The sequence below is a fragment of the Streptococcus oralis genome (assembly GCF_006175905.1).
In the GTDB taxonomy this organism is placed as follows: domain Bacteria; phylum Bacillota; class Bacilli; order Lactobacillales; family Streptococcaceae; genus Streptococcus; species Streptococcus oralis_BG.
Genome location: NZ_SSNB01000002.1, coordinates 1 through 17,391, shown reverse-complemented (window position 1 = coordinate 17,391; position 17,391 = coordinate 1). Strand labels below are relative to the sequence as shown.

Here is a 17,391-nt window from a genome sequence, read left to right as displayed (position 1 = left end):
CATCGAATCGAACAGAAGAGAATAGGTCGAAACTTCTTTCAGATATGGAGAAATGGACGCTGTTCGTCGCTATAAGATGGGTAGATAAATAGATGTTCCGCATTCTCCATATTCAGGATAGAAAGGATTTAATAAAATGGAAACAGACAATACGCTATCTATTTGGATAGGTAATTTCAAAAATTTAACTGAGTTAGAAAATTATATTAATCTAACTTATGATGATGAGGGAGAAATCGTTGTTTCTGATTTTTTCAACGATTTTAAGATAGACATTAATGATATAGATGAAGATTTAATTGAAAAAGCAGTTTTGTCAAATGAAACAAACGATATATCTATTATTTTGCGAACTGCTTCCTATGAGGAACAGTTGTTGTGTGAATTGAACGTATTAGAGAGTCTGACTATAAATAAAGGCAATGCAGTTGTACTAATCTATAACTATGCTTATGATGGCTCTGTAAAATCCTCAGATTATTTAAATTTCATTACAAGTGTAGATTATAGATAAAACAATAACTTAGGAGTCTTATCGTCGTCATCGCCCCATCTAAGCATGGTTGAAGGACCGCTCGAATGAGAGTGGTTCCTGGTGGGGAGATGTTGTTGAGGGAACACGAAATCTGCCTATTCCACAGGACTTGAAAGATACACTCCTGTTTGCGGAAGGTTTTATTGGTTCAGCTGGAAGTATGGTTTCAGATACTGCCATCGGAGCTGTAGATTTGACTCAGATCATTGGCATTGCTAGTATTGATGGCGTCAATCGCTTAACAGGAGGTCGAACTCCAGAGTGGATGAAGCGGGACTTGCAAGGAACGGCAGATAACCTGTCTAGCCTTGCGGAGTTAGGAGTAGGAACTTACACTGCTCTGACGGATCCAGGAGCAGCTCAGCGTGGTCAGGATCCCAATGCTAGTTATGCGGATAAGGCAGCTTATCGTGCTCAGGAGACAGGGAAAGCCCTCTGGGATAAAGTTACCCATATGGATGCCTATGATGCAGGAGGCTTGACCTTTGAGATTGCCAGTCTTTTTGTCGGTCCAGCAGCTGTAGGTAAGATGGCTAAGGGCACGAAACTCGGAGCTAAGGCAGCTGAGATGATTCAGTTAGCCAAGAACAGTACCAAGGCAAGAATTCTCGCAAATGTCGAAAAATGGGGTTCAAAGGTTGACAATATCCTAGCGAAGAGCAATAATGTCATTGGAAAATTTGGCGAGAAATTATTAGATACTCGAATCCCAGTCGGCATTCGTAAAGAGGCAGTTGCCTTTGCGGGAGGTATGGGAACCATGCCTGCCTTCAGCGTTGAGAGTAAGACTCTGCGTGAGGTTAGACAGTTCTTTAGTAAACATGCGGATGATGTAGTGAGAGTGGCAGAGAAGCCCTTTGATAAAGAGCGGATTTGAAAATCTTAAGCAAAGTCGACTTGCACGGGAAAGTTCGAAGTTTGATGACTATCTTCGCAGAGAGTATGAAGCTAAGGGACACTATTTCCCAGAACGTGTTGAAATGCCAAATGGCAAGCGTGCTTATCTATCGGCAGATGATGGTTTCGATGGAAGAAAAATTCCTGTCAGATCACGAAGTTATGTGGATAGCGAAGGACATATTAAGTGGCCGGAAAAAGGTGATGGTTTTGTACTGGATAGTGCAGGGAATCCCATTACTCAACCTGCAAATTTAAAAGCAGGTGATATTATAGATCGTTATGGTCATCCATATGGAAAATTTACTAGTCCGGTGAGGGAGGAAGAGATTATCGCGTTTAACAAACGTGGTTTACCTTATCCAGAAGGCTACCAAGATTACCACCAATATAGAGTAATGCATGATTTGACATAAGAAAATATAATAAATGCTTTTAAAACAGCTTCATCAGAAGTTAAAGAAAGCTTAATTGATGCAATGGAAAACCGGGGATTTTCTTTGTCAGATCTGGCTAATATTCAACAAGGAGAAATTGCAAAAGTCTTTGGAGCAGGTGGAGGAACTCAGATACAACTAGGGAATTCTTTGAAGTATTATGAAGATTTAGGTTTATTAAAAGAGGTGATAAAATGAATTCGGAACAAATTGAAAAATTCAAACAAGAAATAGAATGTATTATAAAAGAAAAAAATTATATATCTTTACGGTATGTTCTTTTCGATGAAACAAATAGAACACCATTTGCTGTACATATATTTTACAAAGATGGTTTATTCATGGTGAATAGCAGAGATGAGAGAGCTTATGTAATTGGAAGAACATTTGAATTTGATAATTTTTCTGAGGCTGAAAAAAAATTCTTTAATGTATTGGACTTTATAGTACGTGAGGGTCGAAGGGACATATCTAACAGAGGAAGCTATATGTATTCCTCACCTTTGTGGGACAAACCATAATGATAAATTTAGAAAAGCAACGCAGTGAAATTTGATTTGAATTTTATCGAGCTCTCCCAGCAACAAGTATCGACTGCCTTTATGCGTAGTGAGGATTTTGTTCGGTATTATTAGCCGTATGTAAACACGGAGGAAGGCTAATGGGATTTTATGTCGATATTGCGGAGCTTCAGAAAGCCCAAGAGGCCTATATGAAGATGGTCGCAACTGCTCAGAGTCAGTTGGATACCGCTAAAAATGGGATGAATGCCATCATCACCAGTAATTCCATGCATGGAGAAGTTGGGAAAGCGATTACGAATGAAATCAATAATGTTCATAACCCCGTGATTGTTGGCTTAAAGAATGGCTTAGAATTTCTAGGTTCCGAGTTTTCCAAGACGATCACGGATTTTCAGAATCTTGTTGGCGAAACCTCTGCAACAGCAGTTTTAGCAAAAGAAACTTTGGATGATGCGGTCAAGACCCTAATGCTAGCTATGCGGATAAGGCTGCTTATCGTGCTCAAGAGACAGGGAAAGCCCTCTGGGATAAAGTTACCCATATGGATGCCTATGATGCAGGAGGCTTGACCTTTGAGATTGCCAGTCTTTTTGTCGGTCCAGCAGCTGTAGGTAAGATGGCTAAGGGCACGAAACTCGGAGCTAAGGCAGCTGAGATGATTCAGTTAGCCAAGAACAGCACCAAGGCAAGAATTCTCGCAAATGTCGAAAAATGGGGTTCAAAGGTTGACAATATCCTAGCGAAGAGCAATAATGTCATTGGAAAATTTGGCGAGAAATTATTAGACACCCGAATCCCAGTCGGCATTCGTAAAAAGGCATTTGCCTTTGCGGGAGGTATGGGCTCAATGCCTACCTTCAGCGTTGAGAGTAAGACACTACGTGATGTGATGCGCTTCTCTAGCAAACATGCGGATGATGTAGTACGAGGAGTAGGTGGTTCTGGGAAGGCGGAGAGAGTCACACAAGCTGTCAATAATATGTCGGAGTTTTTTGAGACAGACTTTGGAAAAAAGATTAGGGACAATCTTAGAAAGACGAAGAAACAATATGACGGGCAAAGTGTTTATGAGGTGATGAAGAAGGTTGATAGAAATTTGCGCAAAGGAGATTACCTGTATTTGGATGGTTTACATATGGACCATTTTGAAGTTTTTGATAAACGTGGTAATTTGAAATCTGTACTTAATCTTGATGGTACTTTAAACACAGATAAGTTATTAAAAGCTAAAGGAAGGAAATTACATTGAAGGAAGAAATCTATAAACTTTATGAGGTGTGTAAACGATTCAATTCGAGGCTAGGATACTCGTTAGAAGAAAATAAAAAATTAAAAGATTTTAAAGAATTGATAGATGATAATCTATCTGATGACTTTCAAGAGCTTATGTCAGGTATTTCAGCATTCAAGGAAGAAATAATTGATCAAAGTATAGCTGATGAGCAATACAGTCAATTCTATTACGAGTTATTGTCTTCGATGGCTAACTTTTCTTCTTACTTTGCAGATTTGCATGAAATAATTTTTGATCTAAACAAAAGACGCAGATTTAAAATGGGAGAAATTACCAAAGAGGAATTAGTCAGTTCAGATGAAATAATTTTAGACGATGAGGATGATGAATCTGGAAATTAAAGAATAGATATTTATTGTTTTTCTAAACGCATTAAAGATTTTGTCCGGCGGAGGATGTAGTACGAGGAGTAGGTGGTTCTGGTAGGGCGGAGCGAGCCACACAAGCTGTCAATAATATGTCGGAGTTTTTTGAGACAGACTTTGGAAAAAAGATTAGGGACAATCTTAGAAAGACGAAGAAACAATATGACGGGCAAAGTGTTTATGAGGTGACTAAAGATATAGATGATATTTTGAAAAAAGGAGATAAATTGTACTTAGATGGTCTGCATAAAGATCATTTTGAGGTATTCAATAAAAGAGGTAAAGTAAAGGATGTTCTTAATCTTGATGGAACTTCTAATAGTAAAAAATTTAATTTAGCTTCTGGGAGGAGATTAAAATGATTAGTTCAGAGTTAAAAGATGTAATGAAACGATTGACTATTCTTAATGAGAATAATAAAGGTGTGCTACTTAGAGAAGAAAGTATCAGAGATATAGACAATACGATAAATATCTTTCTAAAAAAATATGAAGATCGTTTTTATGAAGGATTAAGATTGTTTAACAAGATAGACATTACTACAATTTCCTCTTCAGAGAATTCAGATTATACTATTGCTTTCTATAATCTATTAACTGGAATTAGGGGGATAATCGATTGTTTTGATGACTTTGATGATATTTTAGTTGAAATGAATAAAAACTTCATGTATCAAAGTGGCGAAATAGCAAAAGAAGAATGGGAAAGTTCAGGGGAAGTTGTCTTGGATGACGAAGAAAATGAATTTGGAGATTGAAGAATAGATATTGATTCCTCTTAAATGAATGGGCAAGTCGAAGAATGAAAAATGGAATTTTAGATTTACCAGAAGGATTGGGAAGGTATTAAAAATGAAACAAAAAGTATCGTTATGGCTTGGTAATTTTGCCAGTCAAGAAGAATTTCAAGAATACTTCAAAATTTCATATAAAGAGGACGGGGATAGCGTTTCTTCAGAATTTGAGACAGACTTTCATTTGTCGTACTACGATAGAGATTTAGTTGAAAAAGATTGGGTTGATGTTTCTGAAAATAATATTGATGTTTTGCTTGAAGGTTTCTCATACGATGAAGAGATTATTATGCAGTTTCCTAAAATATCAACAACCTATAATACAATTGTTTTGATTTATGATTTTGATTATTCTAAAGAAGAATTAAAAGTAAGTAACAATAGTTCTGGGACATTAGAGTTTATTGGTATCGCAGAATACGCTTACTAAGCGTAGCATATAAGGAATTCTGGCACATTATCGACCCATCTAAGCCTGGCTGAAGGAACTCTCGAATGAGATTGATTCCTGGTGGGGCGATGTCGTTGAGGGCACACGGAATCTGCCTATTCCACAGGAGGCTTGACCTTTGAGATTGCCAGTCTTTTTGTCGGTCCAGCAGCTGTAGGTAAGATGGCTAAGGGTACGAAGCTCGGAGCTAAGGCAGCTGAGATGATTCAGTTATCCAAGAACAGTACCAAGGCAAAAATCCTCGCAAATGTTGAAAAATGGGGTTCAAAGGTTGACAATATCCTAGCGAAGAGCAATAATGTCATTGGAAAATTTGGGGAGAAATTATTAGACACTCGAATCCCAGTCGGCATTCGTAAAGAGGCAGTTGCCTTTGCGGGAGGTATGGGAACCATGCCTGCCTTCAGCGTTGAGAGTAAGACTCTGCGTGATGTGATGCACTTCTCCACCAAACATGCGGATGATGTGGCGAAAGTAGCAGAGAAGCCCTTTGATAAAGAACGATTACTTCAGAATCTTAAAGAAAGCCAACTGGCGAGAGAATCGTCAAACTTTAAAGAGTATGTGGCTAAAGAAAAGGACTTCTTTGAAGGCATTGCTAAAAATAAGAGATTTGAAGCATTTGGAAAAGGAGAATTATCCTTTGATGATGTCTTATCAGACTATGTATCTGAATATACAAAGTTAGTAGACGGTAATACAACATGGAATTGGAATAAAGATATTAGAGAGGGGGCTAATCTTACAGGTGCTCAAAAACGCTTGATAAAGAATGAGTCAATTAGACATGGTCTGCTACCGAAAGTCGCAGTTCGACAAGTTGAAGGGCTTAGATATGGCTACGCAGATTTTAAAGGTGCAGGTTTGGTTCAAGAGACAGTACAATTACCAAAAGAATTATGGAAGAAGACTGATAGAGATCAATTTAAGTGGTTAAATGAAAAGATCGGTGGATTTAGAGAAGGGATGACTTGGCATCATACAGAAGTTCCAGGTAAAATGGAGTTAGTTCCATTTGGTATCCATAATATAGTTCCACACAATGGAGGACGTACTATAGGTCATTGGGCCGACGCTATAAGATAAATAGGAAGGATTTAATGTTTAATAATGGAATATAAAAATACGATAATAACACCATTACCTGACGAACAGTTACTGAATGAAGAAGAAAAGATATGGAGGGTTTCACTCCCAGCATCTGCTAAGGAATTTTTTAAACAATATAGTGGGTTGATTCCTAAGAAGAATATCTTTAGCGGAAAGTTACCTCAAGATCAGGAACGTATAATAGAACGTTTTTTATGTATTTTACATGATACTCAAAATCATACTTTGGGTATGTATGATATAGATGTAATTCTAACGCAATTAGATGAACGCTTACTGTATTCTGAAGATATTTTAGGAGTAGAATTACTACCTGTAGCGGCTTTATTTGGCGGAGACTTTGTTTGCTTAGATTATAGTCAGAGAAGGGAGAATCCTAGTGTGTGCATATGGCATCATGAATCTTCTTATGAACTTAATCCATCCACAACTTTTATCACGGATACATTTGAAGACTTTTTAGGAATGCTATATTCTGAAGATGATATTGCAAATAGCTAGTATTTGGTTACGGAATCATGCTTTTGAGTATATGTTAAGAGTAATGCACAAAATATAATGCAGGAGTCCTATTTATGGGTGATAAATTCCTTGAGTTATTTATTGAAAAAACTTTTTATAATGAGCTATTTAATAAATTGAAATCTTACATCTACCTTCATAGAGATGAAATAAAAGTTAGATCCTACACTTTATCTTCGATATCCTATAAAGCGCTAAATGATTTTAGCGTCAAGAGTGTTTTAAAAGGACTTGGATTCTTACTACGACGAAGTCGTCAACCAGAAAGTCTTGAAAGATTGGTGTAGCATTTATGACAGCAAGTACTCGCCAAGCAACTATGGCGATATCAAAATTGAACCCCAGCGGGAGAATTGGTAGTAAGTTGTATAAGAAACTATGAAATAACTTTCAAACAGTTTTACTCATTTTTATTAGGGTGTTTGGAATAAGACAGTATACTTTTCGTTCAAAAGTGTTATTTAAATGTTGATTCATTCACTTTCATTCTACAGTATAGAAGTTTGCTAGCACCACATGTTGAGGCGGTATCACTGCTTGTACGAGCTGAGGCATCAGCGAAGTAGAAGTAGATGTTCCGCCCATGGGATAGGACTCGTAGAATGAGGAGGGAAACCGACGAAATGATACGGTAAGTCCGAACCGCTGAGTGTGTAAGTTTGTTAGTAAAACGTGGACAAAACCTCAAAATATAGAGAGTAAAACTCCATTATTTTGAGATGAAAACCTAAAGAGGTTTTAAGGAGGTAAAATATTGATAGAGAGCAGACCTGAGTTTGACAAAATCGCATCCTTTGACGAATTTAATAAGTACTATTGGTACCGTGATGAACTTTCACAGATATGCAAGTCATTAGGACTTGAATATAGAGGGACAAAACAGGAACTTAATGATATTATTGAGCAGTACTTTAAGGGTAATTTGATTAAAAAATCATCCATAAAAAGGAATAAGAAACGAGTAGAAGTCCTCACCTTAAATACTCCCTTACTTGAATGTGGATTCTCCTTTAATGCACACTTTAGAGAATATTTCTCAACTTTAACAGAGGTTTCACCCTTCAAATTTACTGCTGATATGGCTACTGCTTGGAGAAAAGTAAAAAGCGACAATGATTTGAGTTTCACAATCCAAGATATGCTAAAAGTCTATTATGGAAATTCAGATTATGCCAAGTATGATCATTCGGTTTGTCAATGGAATCAATTTCTAAAGGATTTCTGTGCAGACGAAAATAGTGCCAACTACTCTAATAAACTAAAAGTAGCTTCTATTCTTTGGAAAGAAGTTAGAAATTCAAGTAATGAAAAAATTTATTCAAAAAATCTTTTGACTGAATATGCTGATAGAATAAAAGAGTATGGCGAGTAGGATATTATTTATTTGCTTAACAAACAATTTTAAAAAAGCCAATACAAAAAAAGTAAAACAAATAAGGTCTTTGATATAAGAATCAATTTAACTCTGAAAAGGTTCGAAAGGTGACTATGAAAGTAAAATTTAAAGAAACGAATAAAGTATTTTTCAAAATAGTAGAAGTAGAGGGAGAAAAGTATATTCTAGATTTGACGACCGTTAGTCCAAAAACCTATTTCTGGGGTTCTCTTCCTGATGAGATTACTGCAAAAATGCAAAAGTTAGATAAAAGAGATACGCGTTTTGAAAGTGTGGCTCCAACTATGAGTAAATCGATTGGGGTTGCAATTGGTACAGCAATAGGGGGATCTGGCTACCGGCTAGTGACGAATTTTTTTAGAAACAATGGGATTAGTCACAATCTTTCTTTAAAGATAGGTTTATATGGCCTGTTCATCTTCCTAGCTTATCTTGCTTTCTGGTTCATTGCCATAAGAGCTCGTCATAGCGTCCAAAAAAGACTTGAGAATAAAGCTTCAAACTATCAAATAACCTTTAAACCAGTTGGAAATAAACGTCAATTAAAACATTACAAACTTCTTCCTTTTATCCTTGTTCCGACTCTTGGATGTTTTGCATTTTATCTATATACTGTTAATGGAACAGAGGGAGCCTTACTTGTTATTAATAGTATTCTATTATTGGGATTTTTTACAGTGATTTTAGGCATGTCACCACTCCGAGAAAGTGTCGAAAAGCAAGAACTTGTTTTTGATAAAATAGAGAAGTTGTAAGTTAAGATGAAAGATGAAAGACGTTTTATGATCTTCTTATGCAGGTCATATGATTCAACTCATCAGAAAATTAGGGAATTAATTAGACAGTATTTTGAGGAATAGACGTGGAATTAAAATTTAAAAATTCAAGCATGATGTGCTTTCAAATTGTTCAGATAGATAAAGAATCGAAAAAGTATGTCATGGATACAAGTACTATAAGCCCCAAGAGCTATTACTGGGGAATAAAAACAGATACGATTTCAGTGAACATGGTAGAGATTGAAAAGAACAATAACCAATTCGAAATTAAACCTAGCAGACCTGTAAGTGCAACAATGGGAGCCATCATCGTTCAACCAATCGTCAAGGTTAGCTATGATGCGCTGAAAAAATTTTTTATTCACAATAATATTAGCGAGCAAATATTATTAAAGTTATTACTCTTTGCAATTTCTATGCTGATTTCTTATTTTGCAATTCTGATTTAATTAAAGTTATCCCATAATAAAGCAGATAAATGGATTCCTCAAAACAGTAATAAATACACAGTTACCTTTACAACTATTCAGAAAAGTAACGGAGGAGTATATCCTTTTGTTGGAGCAATTGCCCTTTGTTTACTTTTCTTTCTTGGTTTGAATAATGGAACAGAAGGAGCATTTTTGGTGATTAATGGAATCGTTTCGTTATTCTTTTTCATGTTTACTCTAGGAAGTTTTCCAATCGCTCATCCATATAAGCATGGTCAAATTGAGGTTGAGAAGATTGAGAAAATATAGAATAAATGACATTGATTCAGGTAATAAACCAATTCAGAAAGTGTTTATGTTGCTCAATAACTCATTTAAGATTCAGGACTGTTCTCGCAATGCCACATTGTAATTTAGAAAAGGAGTAATAATGAATTACTTAGAATTACGTAAAAGATATGCTTTTTATAGAAAAGTCGTGATTGTTTTGGCTGTTCTTCTCATTCTTTTTGTAGCTTGGATGGTGAAAGATAGGACTATTCAAACCCTTTGTATTTTATTCATAAATGCACTCTTATTTCTTTTCATTGCACTAATCAGAAGAGGGTATGTAAGGAGTGGTACTAAGTTGCTGTATATGGACTTAGATTTACCATCTTGGAAGCAATACATTGAATTGAAGAAAGTTGCAAAAAGAGCTATTATAAAAATGGATGTGACACTAACATCTGTTGGCTATTCCTATATGATTGGTGATTTCGATGCTGCCATTAAGGAGGCTTCTGAAGCAATGACTGATCAAAAACTGAAGCCGAAATACAGGGATTTCTTTGAGAGTTACCTCGTTCGCTCGACAGTTCTTGCAAATCCAAATCTGACCAGGGACCAGCTTGATCTTATACTAAACAAAATGTCCATCTCAGATTCCTCTCTAGCTGAGAAAACAAAAAGCGTAAGTATTGCGCTTTACGATTTAACAATTGCTCATCAATCCAATGATTACTTTGAAGACTTGGAAAACGAATTTAAATATCAACAATTGGAAATCACTTACTATCAAGCTTTGAACTCTAAATTAAAAGGAGATATGACTAGGGCGAATGAATTGTTTAGAAAACTCGCTCAAGAAGATGAACAGCTCTATATCGTCCAGAAGTCTAAAGAATTTTTAAAAAGTGAATCTATTAATTAGCAATGAATAAGTACAGAAAAGGATAAAAAGGACTAAGTGTGAAATCAAATAAATTATTGCTAATAAACGGAGTTATTTCTTTAATTGGAGCTTTAACGATTACTTACCTTTCTTCTAAAATGTGGACATTTGAAATCATTTACTGGGTGATACCTAAGCTTGTTAGACTTTCTAGTTGGGATGGAATCTACTTTTCAACTTGTTTAATATTGCTGTTTTTTGGTTTTGTAGCATTCCTTCTACATGATGAAGAATCAAAAGTCAATAAGAAGACATATCAGTTTCTTTTGATTGCATCTATTATTGGTTTTATTCCGATATTAGCTGGATTTTCCAGTGTGTTCGCATTTGTTTCAGCTATTTTATACTTAATGGATTATATAAAATTATCGAAAAAAGTAAAGTAGTGAATTGCTAACAATAAGTATTTATTCTTGTTTAAGTTGAGACTAGTGCTTGATACATTAACTTTTCTATTCTAGTTAGTGGATTCGATTTTTCAAGCATTTGGATGGCGTTTACATAACTCAAGTGATATAATTAGTTACTAGAATTTTTGTAACCATTAAAGGAGTATCATCAATGAAAAAAGCAATGTTAATTATCAACCCTACCTCTGGTGGGGAAAAGGCTTTGGATTATAAGGTCAAGCTGGAGAATAAGGCAAAAGATTATTTTGAACACGTGGAAACCAAAATTACCGAAAAAGCACTGGATGCAACACACTTTGCTGAGGAAGCTTCTCGTGAGCAGTACGATGCAGTGGTTGTTTTCGGTGGAGACGGGACTGTCAATGAAGTTATTTCGGGTATTGCTGAGAGAGACTACACTCCGAAGTTAGGGATTATTCCTGGAGGTACAGGCAACCTCATTACGAAACTGTTGGAAATCAATCAAGACATCGATGGTGCGATTGATGAACTCGATTTTAACTTAACCAATAAGATTGATATCGGTAAAGCGAATGACAATTATTTTGGTTATATCTTTAGTATCGGTTCTCTTCCAGAGGCGATTCACAATGTGGAGATTGAGGACAAGACAAAATTCGGTATTTTAGCCTATGCTGTAAATACCATGAAGTCTGTGATGACGGATCAGGTCTTTAACATTAAGATTGAAACAGAAAATGGAAATTATGATGGCGAAGCGAGTCATGTTTTGGTTCTCTTGACAAATTACTTCGCTGATAAGAAAATCTTTGAAGAAAATAAAGATGGCTATGCCAATATTTTGATTCTAAAAGATGCTTCTCTATTCTCTAAATTATCCGTCATTCCAGATTTACTAAAAGGGGATGTTGTCGGCAATGATAATATTGAGTATATCAGAGCGCGCAATATTAAGATCTCTTCAGATAGTGAATTGGAGTCAGATGTTGACGGCGATAAGTCGGATAACCTACCTGTAGAAATCAAGGTACTGGGCCAGCATATTGAAGTCTTTTCACAACCGAAAGAGTAGAAGGTAGAAACAAGTTTGTCTTTCACTGCTAAAACTGAATTCATATCAACGATTGGAGGAGAAATGAATTCTCTATTTGATGAATTTCGAACAATTTGTTCACATTTAAACCAAGTCGGAATCACTCCGACGCTCATGGGGTCTTTGGGGTTTGAATACCGTTCAAATGAAGAATGGCAGCCGTCTGACATTGACATTCATGTCTCTGGAGATCCTAGAGGCTGGGAAGCGCCTGATCATCTCAGGATTTATGACTGGGACAAGATAATGAAAGTGATGAACCACTTAGGCTATACCTTGGTAGATATTCACGAGCACGAATTCCAAAAAGATGATGTGAGCGTTGAATTTGGGAGTATCGATTCCTTACCTGATTTTGCAGGAGTATCTGAATCAGATATAGAGTTGATTCATCCCGAGGACATCACGTTTCGTGTTCCAAGTTTAGAACAGTATTTCAGTATATATAAAGCTTCTTCTCAAGATTCCTATAGAAATGACCACAATAACAATAAGGATTTTAAAAAGATAGAGTGGCTGGAAAGACATTTGTAAAACTGTCTTTCTTTACAACACCTTAAAAGTAAATAATATGGATATCTCAGAATATTTAATTTGTTTCAAGAAAGTTTTATTAATAGGTATTATTCATAACATAGTGCTTAATTTAGTGTTTTTATAAAATCGGAGGGAATGATTTGTCAATTTTAACAGAAAAAACAGAATGGCTCTGGAAAAAAAATCAGGAGCTATGGCTTAAAGAAATTGTTGAATATATTGAAGCAAATGATTTAGTTGATTATAATTTTCAGGACAATAACGAATGGACTGCTAGAGATTATGAACAGTCACCTTTATGCCAGATAATTTGGGGAGAAATAGTTTCCAGTTACCTTTCTAAGAAATTCGGCGAAGAGTACACATATTTAATAAATAGGTATTATTTAACAGTACAAAGCGATACGAAAAGTTTTCGTTTTCTCTTTGATGTAATGAATAATGGTAAGGCAGCATATAATCCTTCTTATAGGACCAAAGATAATAGTGATATTATATATAAATATCATTATATTGGTAATTTTACCCCTATTCCAGGTAATGTTCCATTAAAGCGAAGTTTACAATTTAGTCACAAAGTTTTTCAAGAAGATTGGAACAAGATGATAGTGCATATTAGAGATCGTTGGAATGAATTTAAGTTTGATTTGACGTTTGATGAATATATTGAGATGACTTTTCAAACCGATTATTATTCAAACAAAAAATTTAATAAGATTAGTGGAAAAGAAGATATAAAAAATATGATTATTTCGAGAGGAGAGCGTATAGAAGGACGGTTAAAAGAATTACTTTTAAATAAGTATGAACTATTTAAGTAGTTTTTAGAAAAAGTCTAAAAATGAGAAGTCTTAGAGATAAGACTTTTTTATATTCTCAAAACAATCCACTCGAAACTACAGACAAGCCTTGAAAATAAAATTTTAAAGTAGTATACTAGAACAACAAAGATGAAAACGTTTGCGTTACAGATGAATGAAAGTAATTCAGGAGACAGATACAATGAAATTGACTGCCATTTACCATAGACCAGAGTCGGAGTATGCTTATCTTTATAAGGATAAGATAATGCACATTCGTATCCGGACTAAGAAAGATGATATTGAAAGCATCCATTTGCATTATGGAGATACTTTTATCTTTTTAGAGGACCATTATGAAGCAAGCAAGGCGATGGTCAAAGTAACTTCTGATGCCTTATTTGATTACTGGCAAGCGGAAGTTTCAGTTGGCTATGCGCGACTCCAGTATCTTTTTGAGCTTAAAGATAAGCAAGGTCAGGATATTTTGTACGGCGATAAGGGATGTGTTGAAAACACGCTAGAAAATCTTCATTATGAAGGAAATGGCTTTAAAATCCCGTATATCCATAAGATTGATGCTTGCCATGTTCCTGACTGGGTAGCAAATACAGTTTGGTATCAGATTTTCCCGGAACGTTTTGCTAATGGCAATCCGGAGATTTCTCCAGAAGGGGCTCTGGTTTGGGATTCATCTATCAAACCAAAAACGAGTGATTTCTTTGGTGGTGATTTACAGGGCATTATTGACCATCTGGATTACTTGCAAGATTTGGGCATTACAGGTCTTTATCTCTGTCCAATCTTTGAATCCCCAAGCAATCACAAGTACAATACAACGGATTATTTTAAAATTGACCATCATTTTGGAGACAAGGAAATCTTCCGTAAACTGGTGGAGGAGGCCCATCAGAGAGGCATGAAAATCATGCTGGATGCTGTTTTCAATCATATCGGGGATCAGTCTCCTCAGTGGCAGGATGTTCTCAATCATGGTGAAGATTCTGTTTACAAAGACTGGTTCCATGTTCAAGAATTCCCCGTGACCAAGGATAAGCTGGGAAACCCAAGAAAGCTCCCTTACCATACCTTTGCCTTTGCCAGCTATATGCCCAAGCTCAATACGGCCAATCCTCAAGTGAGGGACTATTTGTTGAGCGTTGCGACCTACTGGATTGAAGAGTTTGATATCGATGCTTGGCGACTGGATGTGGCAAATGAAGTCGACCACCAATTTTGGCGAGATTTCCATAAGGCTGTCTTGGCTAAAAAGCCTGACCTTTATATTCTTGGAGAGGTCTGGCACACTTCACAGCCTTGGCTAAATGGCGATGAATTTCACGCAGTCATGAACTATCCTCTCTCCAACAGCATCAAGGATTATTTCTTGCGAGGGACTAAGAAGTCCCATCAATTTATCGATGAAATCAATAGCCAATCAATGTACTATAGACAGCAGATTTCGGAAGTGATGTTTAATCTTCTAGATTCTCACGATACGGAACGCATTTTGGCAACAGCCAAAGGAGATGTTCAACTCGTTAAGTCGGCACTTGCCTGTCTCTTTTTACAAAGGGGGACACCGTGTTTCTACTATGGAACGGAGTTGGAGTTAGGTGGAGGACCAGATCCAGATTGTCGTCGTGTCATGCCTTGGGAACGTGTTTCCGACAGTAATGACATGCTTCAATTCATGAAGAAATTGATTCAGCTTCGCAAGAGTGTCTCAGATATAATCCAGCACGGGACCTATAGACTGCAAGAAATCAAGCCAGATGTGGTATCTCTGGCATGGGATTATGATGGACAAAAACTCCAAGCTATTTTTAACCAATCAACTGAAAACTATCTTTTAGAAGACAGTGATGCTGTAGCTCTAGCAAGTCATTGCCAAGAATTGGAGAATCAGCTTGTCATCTCACCAAAAGGATTTGTGGTCTATATTAAGAAAAGTCTCGCGATTAGTTTGGTGTCTGAATAAGAGGGATTCTTATGTCAAAAGTAGTTATGGATAACTGATTTAAAGTGAAAGAGTTAAGGCTTTCTGTATATACTTTATATGATTAATTGACTTAATAAATTACTTACATGGTTGTAGGTAATCCATTTTTAGACTCTAATTTTGTTATTAACTTCTCTATTTCATTTTTACTGTTTTTAGCAGAACGTTTCCGCTTATTCAGAATCTTTATATATAAGTCAATGTTATCTATTGAGCCTGCTATACTCAGTAAGTCACTTGCTCGATATTGGTTGATAACTCTCTCATCAATATCATCAATTTTAGAATGTTGATTAATGTATTTTATTAGTTTATTCTTTTTATTGATTCTACTATCAGGCTTTCTCTTTGTTCTTTTTTTTGGAATTTGAACCAGAGATTTCATCGCATCACTTTCTAGAGTTTCGATATTAATTTTATTTGAAAATGAATCCTTGTAGTTTGCGAGTAGTTTTTTAAAGGATAATAAAGGAATGGAAGATTTATTCAGTTGTTCAGTGATAAAATCTTTATCTAAAGTATTAAATATTTCTTCATAATGGTTTCTAGAAATCTCACTTTGAACATTAGTTAGTTCTTCCCATAAAATGATAGGGTTGAAAAGATGAAACGGGATTTTTTTATCCTCGTGATTCATGTAGGTCCGGATTATATATCTGAAAGAATTAATATTAGAGGTAATGTACAAGTTATCTGTTTCATGTGAGTAATTTTCGAAATTGCTGAAAATATTAGAATCTATATAATTTAATAATTTTATTATAGTATTTTTGGCATCGTGAGTGTTTAGTTTATCATAAATATTTTCATAGCTATCGATTTGTTTATCTTCAAAAATGGATAAAATAGCTAATAAAGTTATAGAATTTAATGAAATCTTTTCCTTCTCCCACAAAGTCTTGTAAAATTTCTTTCGCTCCGATTTAACTTTTTGGAAATCAGAGGGTTTAAATATTATTACTGGTATTTTATTATTTATTTTTTCACTAATTAAATCTAATAGTTCCTGTTCTAAGAACTGTTTATTTGTTTTATCGGAAATATGATAAATTCTTTCAAGAAGAGTTTCAATAGTAAAGTCTAAATTGAATTCAAAATCTAAATTCATTTTTTTATCTAGAATTAATAGTAGTAATTTTACATTATCATTTATGCTATCGCTGATTTGATTATCTGAAATATAGCTCTTCATTTTGGTAAAGAGATGATCTTCTTGTGGATCTACCAATTTATTATAAAGTATTCTAGATATGCTATTTATATTTAGTGTAATTTTTTGCGGGTCATTTACATCTTGAAGGAAGATTATTTTTTTAAAGTAATTTTCTATACCTTTAATAATATTTTCATCATTATCATAAATTGCTTTATTAAAATAATCATAAATTGCTTCATTAAAAAAATTATCAACAGAAAAGTGATGATCAGATAATTTTAAGAAGATTTCATAAATTTTATCCTGTTTAAGAACTTTTATTTTTTTTAATTCTTCACTATCCTTTAATAATACAGACACTAAAAAATTTTTTTCCTCTTCACGAAGACCATTTGGGGATTGTCTAACTAAGTAATCTGTATATGTTTCATTAATAAGATTATTTTTTATCAAAAATTTTGCAATCTCACTCATCGTTATCCTCCAATGAATTTTTTATTTGAGTGTACAAGTCTCCTTTAGATTTTACTAAATCATTAAAATCATTTGAGTTTAATGTTTTATAGACTATTAGTGCAAGTAGTTGTTTGCAATCTATTTTAATATTATTTTTATGAATTTCTTTGTAAATTTTAAATTCATTTACTATATTTTTAAGCACTCTAAAGTCATCAATAAATATGGA

22 protein-coding genes and 2 pseudogenes are annotated in these 17,391 nt (G+C 35.0%); 22 read left to right on the top strand and 2 right to left on the bottom strand.

Annotation, left to right across the window (positions count from 1 at the left end; genetic code table 11):
• The first annotated feature begins 136 nt into the window (after positions 1-136).
• The 22 genes and pseudogenes from E7Y33_RS04540 to E7Y33_RS04425 all read left to right on the top strand — a co-directional run bounded on the left by E7Y33_RS04540 (position 137) and on the right by E7Y33_RS04425 (position 15,529).
• A complete protein-coding gene (locus tag E7Y33_RS04540; protein ID WP_132974267.1) occupies positions 137-514 on the top strand; it encodes an immunity 22 family protein in 378 nt (125 codons plus the stop codon).
• Positions 515-563: 49 nt separating this feature from the next.
• Positions 564-1,412, top strand: a complete 849-nt coding sequence (locus E7Y33_RS09530; protein ID WP_237665644.1) for a hypothetical protein — start codon at positions 564-566, stop codon at positions 1,410-1,412.
• Positions 1,393-1,848: a glycohydrolase toxin TNT-related protein gene (locus E7Y33_RS09525; protein WP_237665643.1), complete on the top strand. Its 456-nt coding sequence runs from the start codon at positions 1,393-1,395 to the stop codon at positions 1,846-1,848. The genes E7Y33_RS09530 and E7Y33_RS09525 overlap by 20 nt, the downstream gene beginning before the upstream one ends.
• Before the next feature lie 63 nt (positions 1,849-1,911).
• Positions 1,912-2,067: a hypothetical protein gene (locus E7Y33_RS09520; protein ID WP_237665642.1), complete on the top strand. Its 156-nt coding sequence runs from the start codon at positions 1,912-1,914 to the stop codon at positions 2,065-2,067.
• Positions 2,064-2,390 (top strand): Imm59 family immunity protein, encoded by a 327-nt coding sequence (locus tag E7Y33_RS04520; protein ID WP_084946679.1) that lies wholly within the window; start codon positions 2,064-2,066, stop codon positions 2,388-2,390. Before E7Y33_RS09520 ends, E7Y33_RS04520 begins: the two co-directional genes overlap by 4 nt.
• 140 nt (positions 2,391-2,530) lie before the next feature.
• Positions 2,531-2,962 carry a T7SS effector LXG polymorphic toxin gene (locus tag E7Y33_RS04515; protein WP_139689782.1) on the top strand — a complete coding sequence of 144 codons (432 nt, stop codon included), beginning with the start codon at positions 2,531-2,533 and terminating at the stop codon, positions 2,960-2,962.
• On the top strand, positions 2,935-3,642 hold the full coding sequence (locus tag E7Y33_RS09515; protein ID WP_237665641.1) for an HNH endonuclease: 708 nt from the start codon (positions 2,935-2,937) through the stop codon (positions 3,640-3,642). The genes E7Y33_RS04515 and E7Y33_RS09515 overlap by 28 nt, the downstream gene beginning before the upstream one ends.
• The gene (locus E7Y33_RS04500; protein WP_000656834.1) at positions 3,639-4,028 is read left to right on the top strand and encodes a hypothetical protein; all 390 of its coding nucleotides are present in this window, start codon (positions 3,639-3,641) and stop codon (positions 4,026-4,028) included. The genes E7Y33_RS09515 and E7Y33_RS04500 overlap by 4 nt, the downstream gene beginning before the upstream one ends.
• 382 nt (positions 4,029-4,410) lie before the next feature.
• Positions 4,411-4,809 (top strand): hypothetical protein, encoded by a 399-nt coding sequence (locus E7Y33_RS04490; protein WP_139689781.1) that lies wholly within the window; start codon positions 4,411-4,413, stop codon positions 4,807-4,809.
• Between the two features lie 94 nt (positions 4,810-4,903).
• Entirely contained in the window at positions 4,904-5,275 is a 372-nt protein-coding gene (locus E7Y33_RS04485) for an immunity 22 family protein (RefSeq protein ID WP_139689780.1), read from the top strand.
• 132 nt (positions 5,276-5,407) lie between these two features.
• Positions 5,408-6,382, top strand: a complete 975-nt coding sequence (locus E7Y33_RS04480) for an HNH endonuclease signature motif containing protein (RefSeq protein WP_139689779.1) — start codon at positions 5,408-5,410, stop codon at positions 6,380-6,382.
• 24 nt (positions 6,383-6,406) lie between these two features.
• Positions 6,407-6,907 carry an SMI1/KNR4 family protein gene (locus E7Y33_RS04475; RefSeq protein ID WP_138100260.1) on the top strand — a complete coding sequence of 167 codons (501 nt, stop codon included), beginning with the start codon at positions 6,407-6,409 and terminating at the stop codon, positions 6,905-6,907.
• Positions 6,908-7,153: 246 nt separating this feature from the next.
• Positions 7,154-7,288, top strand: a pseudogene (locus E7Y33_RS09395) (TipC family immunity protein); the annotation flags it as partial.
• A gap of 394 nt (positions 7,289-7,682) precedes the next feature.
• Complete coding sequence (locus E7Y33_RS04465; protein WP_139689778.1) at positions 7,683-8,300, top strand: SAP domain-containing protein; 618 nt, start codon at positions 7,683-7,685, stop codon at positions 8,298-8,300.
• Positions 8,301-8,416: 116 nt separating this feature from the next.
• Complete coding sequence (locus E7Y33_RS04460) at positions 8,417-9,079, top strand: DUF443 domain-containing protein (protein ID WP_139689777.1); 663 nt, start codon at positions 8,417-8,419, stop codon at positions 9,077-9,079.
• A 107-nt stretch (positions 9,080-9,186) separates the two neighbouring features.
• Positions 9,187-9,843 (top strand): annotated as a pseudogene (locus E7Y33_RS04455) (DUF443 domain-containing protein).
• 121 nt (positions 9,844-9,964) lie between these two features.
• Positions 9,965-10,726: a hypothetical protein gene (locus E7Y33_RS04450; protein WP_139689776.1), complete on the top strand. Its 762-nt coding sequence runs from the start codon at positions 9,965-9,967 to the stop codon at positions 10,724-10,726.
• A gap of 38 nt (positions 10,727-10,764) precedes the next feature.
• A complete protein-coding gene (locus E7Y33_RS04445; RefSeq protein ID WP_139689775.1) occupies positions 10,765-11,133 on the top strand; it encodes a hypothetical protein in 369 nt (122 codons plus the stop codon).
• Positions 11,134-11,308: 175 nt separating this feature from the next.
• Entirely contained in the window at positions 11,309-12,190 is an 882-nt protein-coding gene (locus E7Y33_RS04440) for a diacylglycerol/lipid kinase family protein (protein WP_139689774.1), read from the top strand.
• 63 nt (positions 12,191-12,253) lie between these two features.
• Positions 12,254-12,745, top strand: a complete 492-nt coding sequence (locus E7Y33_RS04435) for a phosphoribosylanthranilate isomerase (protein WP_139689773.1) — start codon at positions 12,254-12,256, stop codon at positions 12,743-12,745.
• Between the two features lie 143 nt (positions 12,746-12,888).
• On the top strand, positions 12,889-13,569 hold the full coding sequence (locus tag E7Y33_RS04430; RefSeq protein WP_139689772.1) for a hypothetical protein: 681 nt from the start codon (positions 12,889-12,891) through the stop codon (positions 13,567-13,569).
• Positions 13,570-13,750: 181 nt separating this feature from the next.
• Positions 13,751-15,529, top strand: coding sequence for a glycoside hydrolase family 13 protein (locus E7Y33_RS04425; RefSeq protein WP_139689771.1), 1,779 nt, complete (start codon positions 13,751-13,753; stop codon positions 15,527-15,529).
• A 103-nt stretch (positions 15,530-15,632) separates the two neighbouring features.
• Here E7Y33_RS04425 and E7Y33_RS04420 read toward each other — a convergent pair whose 3' ends face one another.
• Both E7Y33_RS04420 and E7Y33_RS09510 read right to left on the bottom strand, forming a co-directional pair.
• Positions 15,633-17,180, bottom strand: coding sequence for a hypothetical protein (locus tag E7Y33_RS04420; RefSeq protein WP_139689770.1), 1,548 nt, complete (start codon positions 17,178-17,180; stop codon positions 15,633-15,635).
• On the bottom strand, positions 17,173-17,391 hold a 219-nt coding region (locus E7Y33_RS09510; RefSeq protein WP_237665640.1), incomplete at its 5' end, for a YobI family P-loop NTPase. The genes E7Y33_RS04420 and E7Y33_RS09510, both read right to left, overlap by 8 nt.